Source organism: Desulfurella sp. (assembly GCF_049977265.1).
Taxonomy (GTDB): domain Bacteria; phylum Campylobacterota_A; class Desulfurellia; order Desulfurellales; family Desulfurellaceae; genus Desulfurella.
In genome coordinates, this window is record NZ_JBMFGQ010000012.1 from 29,142 (window position 1) to 36,884 (window position 7,743).

Genomic DNA, 7,743 nt, shown 5'->3' on the forward strand with positions numbered 1-7,743 from the left:
TCTTGTTTGTTGCAACAACTTATCATAAAAACCCATACCGTACCCTATGCGATAGCCTCTTTTATCAAATACTAAAGCTGGTACTATAAAACAGTCAATTTGTTTTTTAAATGCGTATGTGGCGCAAAATGGTTCTAAAACTGAAAAATTATGCTTTTTAAAACAATTTGATTTTGCAATACGCAAAAAACTACCATACATTTTTGTGAAAAGCACTTCATAATTTTTGGACAATAAAGGATAGTTCGGTTCAACTTCATTGTTAATAGGTTTGTATGAAACTATCTTTTTGATATTCTTAGTTTTCAAAAAAGCTACTAATTTTTTTGATATAAGCAGGCTTTTTGTTGATACAAACTTTCTAGAAACAAGTTTTCTCTCGTTTAATGCTCTCTGCCTTAATGCTTTTTTTGTATATTTATAAACTTCCATTGTTAACTTCTCTAAATTTATATTAAAGCCTAGGGTGCCGTGTGCAGGATTTTCCTAGAACCTAGCAATGATAAGTGGGTACCTCGAAAATAGCCTTGCTAAGCACTTTTTCAAACGCCACAAGGCTACCTAATGCTGGCCCCCCATTGTTAGGTGTTGGCTCTAAGGAAAAATTGCATCACGAACACCCAAGGCCAATTTAAACTAACCTAAAACCTAAGCCTATTATATCAAAAAAAATAGAAATTTCAACATCACACAATACTTTTAATATCGCTTTGCGATAATATCTGTATATTATTTGTAACACAACATTTTATGGTTTCTTCTAAATTAGAAACTTTTATTATCATCACAGCATAATCTTTTATTTTTGCAGAAAATCCATACATATACTCTATATTAATATTACTTTCTTTGAGGGCTTTTAAGACTTTTGCTAGCGATCCAGGCCTGTCGCTTATAGTTATGGCCAAAACTTCAGTTAAGCTTGCAGTAAAACCATTTCTATTTAGAATTTCATGCACTAATTCGGGATCTTCGCAAATAAACCTTACTATACCAAAATCCGATGAATCAGCAAGGCTTATGGCTTTTATATCAATGTGATTATTACCCAATACCTCAACTACATCCAGTAATCTACCAGGTTTATTTTCAACAAAAACGGATATTTGATTTAATCTTTTCATGATTTGCCTCTATATTTTTCTTTTATCTATTACTCGCTTGGCCTTTCCTTCACTACGCTGTATAGTTCTTGACTCAACAAGTGTCACTTTGGTTGTAATACCCAATAGATCCTTTATATCCTTTTGAATCTGATTTTGTATATGCTGAAGCCTTTTAATTTCATCAGAAAAAACTTTACTGTCAACTTCTACCTGGACTTCAAGCGTATCCAAATTATTGACTCTATCAACAATCAACTGATAGTGAGGTGCAAGGCCTTCAATTTCCATCAAAACTGATTCTATCTGGCTTGGAAATACATTTACACCCCTTATAATTAACATATCATCACTTCTGCCTAATATTTTTTGTATTCGCCTATGAGTTCTGCCGCACTTACATGGTTCTTTTATAATTCTTGTAATATCTTTTGTTCTATACCTAATAATTGGCATAGCCTGTTTTTTTATAGTGGTAATAACAAGTTCACCTTCCTGGCCATCTTCTAATGGTTCCAGTGTTTGCGGATCTATTACCTCTGGTATAAATGCATCTTCCCAAATATGCAAGCCTTCTTTTGCTTCACACTCAATTGCTACACCAGGGCCCATTATCTCGCTTAAACCATAGATATCCATAGCGTTTATTCTGAGTTTTTCTTCCAATTTTTGACGCATATTTTCACTCCAGGGTTCAGCCCCAAAAACGCCCACTCTTAAATTTATCTTATCAAGTAAACCCATTTCTTCAATTGTATCTGCAAGCAGCTGAGCATAAGAAGGTGTAGCTGTTAGAACAGTTGACTTAAAATCCACCATAATCATGATTTGCTTTTTGGTATTGCCACCAGATATAGGAATTACCGCTGCACCTAATTTTTCTGCACCGTAGTGGGCACCTAATCCTCCTGTAAACAAACCATAACCATAAGCATTTTGTATAATATCTTTATCCGTTACACCGCAAGCAACAAAAGATCTAGCCATCAATTGAGCCCATTCTTCAATATCAGCTTTAGAATAACCAACAACAGTAGGTTTACCCGTTGTTCCACTTGATGCATGTATGCGAACGATTTTGTTAATAGGCATACTAAACATACCATAGGGATAGCTTTCTCTTAAATCATCCTTAGTAGTAAATGGTAATTTATGTAAATCTTTTAGAGATTTTATATCGCCTGGTACAATATTTGCTTTTTTAAATGCTTCTTTATAAAAAGGCACAAGAGAGTATACGCGCTCAAGTGTCTGCTGCAGTCTTTTAAATTGCAGAGCTTCTAGGGCTTCTCTTGGTAGGGTTTCAATTTCATCATCATATATCATTAAGACAACCCTAAAAGTTTATCAATTTTTGCTTTATCAAAACCTACAATAGCCCTTGAGCCAATAAGTACTACAGGCACACCGGTTTGACCAGTCATTCTTACCATATCCTCAGCTGCTTTTCTATCTCTTGAAACATCTACATCTTTAAAATTAATACTGTTTTTCCTTAAATAGTCCTTTACCCTTGTACACCAAGGACAGCTTGGAGTAGAAAAAACAACTACACGCGGTTGTTTTTTTATTGTATCTTTTTGAGTACTTTCCATAATAAATTACCTCCTTTTTTGTTTTAGAATATATACATTTTGTAGCTATTGTCAATCGTGTGAGTTTATCACTTTATAATAACTTTGTTAACTTTTTTAATTTTCGTATATTTAAAATACATATTAAAATTTAGTTTACTTTTGTGACATTAAGTATATAATTTAACATAACTAGTATAAAAAAGGAGGATATTAAATGAGCGAAAGTGGCTACAAAAGCTGGCAAGAAAAAACCTTAACACCTTATATCAAAAAAAACCCAACAAGAAAAGAAAGGTTTAAAACAAGCTCTTACCTTGATATGAAGGATTTATATACAGATTGTGATGTAAAAGATTATGAACAAAACTTATCGTATCCTGGTCAGTACCCTTTTACAAGGGGCCCATACCCCACTATGTATAGAGGTCAATTTTGGACAATGAGGCAATATGCAGGTTTTGGTACAGCAAAAGAATCGAATGAACGTTATAAATATTTATTAAAGCAGGGCCAAACAGGCTTATCTGTTGCTTTTGATTTGCCTACACAGATTGGTTATGACTCAGACTCGCCTATGAGCGAAGGAGAGGTTGGTAAAGTTGGTGTAGCCATAGACACAATAGATGACATGGAAACTTTGTTTAAAGATATTCCACTTGATAAAGTGTCAACTTCTATGACAATTAACGCTACAGCTTTTATATTGCTTGCTATGTATATAGTTGTAGGCAAAAAGCAAGGTGTGGATAAAAAACTTTTGCGTGGTACTATACAAAACGATATTTTAAAAGAATATATTGCACGCGGTACATATATTTATCCACCAAAACCTTCAATGCGCATTATTACAGATATTTTTGAATATTGCGCAAAAGAAGTGCCAAAATGGAATACCATTAGTATTTCTGGCTATCATATAAGAGAAGCAGGTTCTACTGCAGTACAAGAAGTAGCGTTTACTTTAGCAAATGGTATTGAGTATGTTAAAAGTGCCATTGAAAAAGGTTTAAATGTAGATGATTTTGCTGGAAGGCTATCATTTTTTTTTAACGCACACAACGATATTTTAGAAGAAGTTGCAAAATATAGAGCAGCAAGGCGCATGTGGGCAAAAATCATGAAAGAACGCTTTAAATCAAAAAATGAAAAATCACTAATGCTACGCTTTCACACACAAACAGGCGGTTCTACGCTTACTGCTCAACAGCCAGAAAATAACATTATACGGGTTACACTGCAAGCACTTGCGGCTGTACTTGGTGGCACGCAAAGTCTTCATACAAACTCCATGGATGAAGCCCTTGCTTTGCCTACAGAAAAATCAGTTCGCATTGCTCTTCGTACCCAGCAAATAATAGCCTATGAATCAGGTGTTGCCAATGTGGTTGATCCACTTGGTGGTTCATACTACATAGAAAGCCTAACAGATACTATAGAAGAAAAAGCATGGGAATATATAAATAAAATTGACGAGCTTGGTGGTATGGTAGCTGCCATTGAACAGGGATTTGTACAAAAAGAAATTCAAGACTCAGCTTACCACTATCAAATGGACATAGAAAACAAAGAAAGAATCATTGTAGGCGTTAATAATTTCCATATAGAGGAAGAACCTCCAAAAGATTTGCTTAAAGTCGATCCTTCGCTAAGGTTTGAGCAGGTAAAAAATCTTGAAAGAGTTAAATCTCAGCGTGACAATGAAAAAGTTTTAAAAAGTTTAAATACGCTAAAAAACACTACTAAATCAAGTGACAATGTTATGCCAATCGTTATTGAGTGCGTTGAAAATTATGCAACCTTGCAAGAAATTGCCGACACTTTAAGAAAAGAGTTTGACGAGTACAAAGAAAGCGTAGTGATTTAATGGAGGTAAGATGCAAAAAGTCAGAATTTTAATAGCAAAACCAGGCCTGGATGGTCATGATAGAGGTGCTAAATTTGTTGCAAGGGCATTACAAGAGTTTGGCTATGAAGTAATTTACACTGGCATAAGGCAAACACCAAAACAAATTGCACTTGCTGCTGTCCAAGAAGATGTAGATTTTGTAGGTTTGAGTTTGCTAAGTGGTGCTCACAATGAATTATTTCCAAAAGTAGTTGAAGAATTGCACAGTGCTGGCGCAGATGATATTATAGTTTTTGGAGGCGGTGTAATACCTCAATCGGATATAGAATCTTTAAAATCAAAGGGAATAAAAGCAATTTTTGGTCCTGGTACTTCTATAAAAACAATTGTGGATTTTATTGAAAATGAATCAAAATCAAGAAATTCAAAAATTAGTTGATGGTGTTTTAAAAAGGAATATTCGCTTCATTGCAAAAGCTATTAGCTTTGTTGAAAACTTGAGATACGAAAATAAAAAAGATTTTTTACAAACTATATTTTCCTATACAGGCAATGCAAAAATTATTGGCATTACTGGCTCACCAGGGGCTGGAAAATCTACAATTACAGACAAATTAATCAAAGCTTTTAGAAATAATAACAAAAGTGTTGCGGTTTTAGCAATAGACCCAAGCAGTCCATTTACAAAAGGAGCTTTACTTGGCGATCGTATAAGAATGCAAAATCACACCACTGACCCATCTGTCTATCTAAGATCAATGGCTTCACGCGGTGCACTTGGTGGTTTATCTCAAGCTACAAAAGATGCCATCAAGGTTTTAGATGCAGCGGGCTTTGATGTAATTATTGTAGAAACAGTGGGTGTTGGTCAAAGCGAAATTGATATAGTAAAAGTTGCAGATTGCGTTGTGCTGGTATTTGCACCTGGCTTTGGCGATGAGATCCAGGCTATGAAAGCAGGCGTAATGGAAATTGCAGATATTTATGTTGTAAATAAAGCTGACAGAGACTTTTCTCAAAAACTGTTTAGAGAAATATCAAATATTATCAATTTAAGCTTGAAACAACCAAAACCTCCCATATTAAAAACCATTGCTACAGAATCTTTTGAACAAAGCAATATAGAAAACCTAAAAGATGAAATATTGCGTTTTTTAAGCAATGCAAAAACTTCTAATAATTTTGATAAAAAAAGGAAATTATCTGTAGAATATGAATTGGTCGAAACACTCACGTCTGTTTTAATTAATAAAATAATGTTGAAAAAAAACATTAAAGAGTTCTTTGACGATAAATCAATTGATAAAATTTACAAAAAAGAATTGAATCCATACGAAGTAATAGATAAAATTATGGAGGCAATATGAAAAGCATAGATCACATAGGCATAGCAGTTAATAATTTAGGAGAGGCAATAGAAATTTATAAAAATATACTGGGTTTTGAGTACTTAGGTGAAGAAACAGTAGAAGATCAAGGCGTAAAAATCGCTAAATTTGATTGTAATGGTGTTCATTTAGAATTTTTAGAACCAATATCAGATAATAGCCCAATAAAAAAATTTTTGGAAGCAAAAGGAGATGGGATTCATCATATAGCATATAAATGTGACAATATAGAACAAACAATTGAATCCTTAAAAGAAAAAGGTGTAAAAATGATTAACGAAAAGCCAAAACAAGGCTCAAACAACACACTGATTGCATTTTTGCACCCAAAATCAAGTATTATTTTAACAGAACTAGTGCAAGGAGGATAATATGGAACCAACAAAGATTGTTGTAATAGGAGCAGATGCAGCTGGTGCAAGCGCTGCAAGTCAGGCAAAAAGAAGACAAAAAGACGCACATGTTATTATGCTTGAAAAAACTCAGGATGTTTCATACGGTGCTTGCGGTATGCCATATATAATAGGCTTAAAAAAAGATATGGAAGAAGTTATATCTCTAAGCGCGAAAGAAATTAGAGAAAAGCGAAACATAGATTTAAGGCTAAATGAAGAAGCAATTGGTATTGATACAAAAAAACGCGTAGTTTTGGTGAAAAATAATCTCTCAAACCACCAATATGAGCTTAATTATGATAAATTAATTATTGCTACAGGGGCAAAAAGTAACTTGCCACCTATCAATGGAATAACAAACGAAGGCGTTTTTTCCCTAAAATCATTGGAGGATGGAAGAAAACTAAACAAATATCTAATAAGCGAAAATTGTAAAAAAGCAGTTCTTATAGGTGGGGGATTTATCAATTTAGAACTTGCAGACAATTTAAAAAAACGCGGCTTAGAAGTTGTAATTTTAGAAAAATTAGATAATATTTTGCTAGAATATACTGATGAAATAAGACAAAAGGCTATTGAAGAATTACAAAACAATGGCGTAAAGCTAATTTGTTCTGTTGATATAGAAAAAATAGATTCACCTCTCAAGGTGATAACAAACAAAGGCACATTTGAGTGTGATGTTGTTAATGTATCAACTGGGTTTAAACCAAATACAGACTTTTTGATTGGTAGTGCTTTAAACTTCTTCTCAAACAATGCAATAGATGTTGATCAAAAAATGAAAACTAATATTGAAGATGTTTTTGCCTGCGGAGATTGTGCAGCTATTTATCATAAAATATTAAAGAAAAACATCTATTTTCCTTTGGGTACAAATGCAAACAAGCAAGGTCGTATTGCAGGCATAAACGCGACAGATGGCAATGAAGTCTTTGAAGGTATAACAGGTACTTCTGTGTTTAAATTGTTTGATCTTGGAATAGCAAAAACTGGATTAAGCTTAAAACAAGCACAAGAGGCTGGATTTGAACCAAAAATTACAACTATTGTTGCGAATGAAAAAGCACATTATTTACCAAACAATAAGGAAATAATAGTTTCACTTATAAGTGATATAAAAACAAAACAGCTGCTTGGTGCTCAAATTTGTTCTTACGATGGAATTTTAAGGATTAATGCTTTGTCTGTTGCAATATATGCAAATTTAAAAGTTAGTGAAGTTAAGTATTTAGATTTTGCATACTCGCCACCATACAGTGCGGTATGGGATGCTGTACTTATTTGTGCAACTCAAGCAGACAAATGATTTATTAAATTAAATTAAAAAAAGTTGAATATATTAAGGAGGAAAATTGATGGAAAACAGTAAAACTCTCAAGCAGGAAGCACTAGACTACCATAGCATGGAAAAACCAGGCAAGATAGAAGTAA

The 7,743-nt window shown here is 33.6% G+C and carries 9 protein-coding genes and 1 other RNA gene; 5 read left to right on the forward strand and 5 right to left on the reverse strand.

Translation table 11 applies throughout. The features are described 5' to 3' along the window. From ACP5FO_RS03780 to ACP5FO_RS03800, 5 genes are all read right to left on the reverse strand, one after another. On the reverse strand, window positions 1-432 hold a 432-nt coding region (locus ACP5FO_RS03780; RefSeq protein WP_428157046.1), incomplete at its 3' end, for a 5-formyltetrahydrofolate cyclo-ligase. A gap of 22 nt (window positions 433-454) precedes the next feature. After that, window positions 455-631: non-coding RNA, 6S RNA (gene ssrS / locus ACP5FO_RS03785), on the reverse strand. Window positions 632-686: 55 nt separating this feature from the next. Then, a complete protein-coding gene (locus ACP5FO_RS03790) occupies window positions 687-1,124 on the reverse strand; it encodes an ACT domain-containing protein (protein WP_428106415.1) in 438 nt (145 codons plus the stop codon). 9 nt (window positions 1,125-1,133) lie between these two features. Further along, the gene (locus tag ACP5FO_RS03795; protein WP_428157047.1) at window positions 1,134-2,429 is read right to left on the reverse strand and encodes a phenylacetate--CoA ligase family protein; all 1,296 of its coding nucleotides are present in this window, start codon (window positions 2,427-2,429) and stop codon (window positions 1,134-1,136) included. Further along, window positions 2,429-2,698, reverse strand: coding sequence for a glutaredoxin family protein (locus ACP5FO_RS03800; protein ID WP_428106425.1), 270 nt, complete (start codon window positions 2,696-2,698; stop codon window positions 2,429-2,431). The genes ACP5FO_RS03795 and ACP5FO_RS03800 overlap by 1 nt, the downstream gene beginning before the upstream one ends. Before the next feature lie 196 nt (window positions 2,699-2,894). Here ACP5FO_RS03800 and ACP5FO_RS03805 point away from each other — a divergent pair, with 196 nt between their 5' ends. From ACP5FO_RS03805 to ACP5FO_RS03825, 5 genes are read left to right on the forward strand one after another with little or no spacing between them, the layout of a single operon-like run. Beyond that, a complete protein-coding gene (locus tag ACP5FO_RS03805) occupies window positions 2,895-4,544 on the forward strand; it encodes an acyl-CoA mutase large subunit family protein (RefSeq protein WP_428106432.1) in 1,650 nt (549 codons plus the stop codon). Between the two features lie 10 nt (window positions 4,545-4,554). Then, window positions 4,555-4,965 (forward strand): cobalamin B12-binding domain-containing protein, encoded by a 411-nt coding sequence (locus ACP5FO_RS03810; protein ID WP_428106437.1) that lies wholly within the window; start codon window positions 4,555-4,557, stop codon window positions 4,963-4,965. Beyond that, entirely contained in the window at window positions 4,931-5,893 is a 963-nt protein-coding gene (gene meaB, locus ACP5FO_RS03815) for a methylmalonyl Co-A mutase-associated GTPase MeaB (protein WP_428106442.1), read from the forward strand. The genes ACP5FO_RS03810 and meaB overlap by 35 nt, the downstream gene beginning before the upstream one ends. Further along, window positions 5,890-6,285 (forward strand): methylmalonyl-CoA epimerase, encoded by a 396-nt coding sequence (mce, locus tag ACP5FO_RS03820; RefSeq protein WP_428106444.1) that lies wholly within the window; start codon window positions 5,890-5,892, stop codon window positions 6,283-6,285. Before meaB ends, mce begins: the two co-directional genes overlap by 4 nt. Window position 6,286: 1 nt before the next feature. Continuing rightward, window positions 6,287-7,618: an FAD-dependent oxidoreductase gene (locus tag ACP5FO_RS03825; protein WP_428106447.1), complete on the forward strand. Its 1,332-nt coding sequence runs from the start codon at window positions 6,287-6,289 to the stop codon at window positions 7,616-7,618. Window positions 7,619-7,743: the final 125 nt, after the last annotated feature.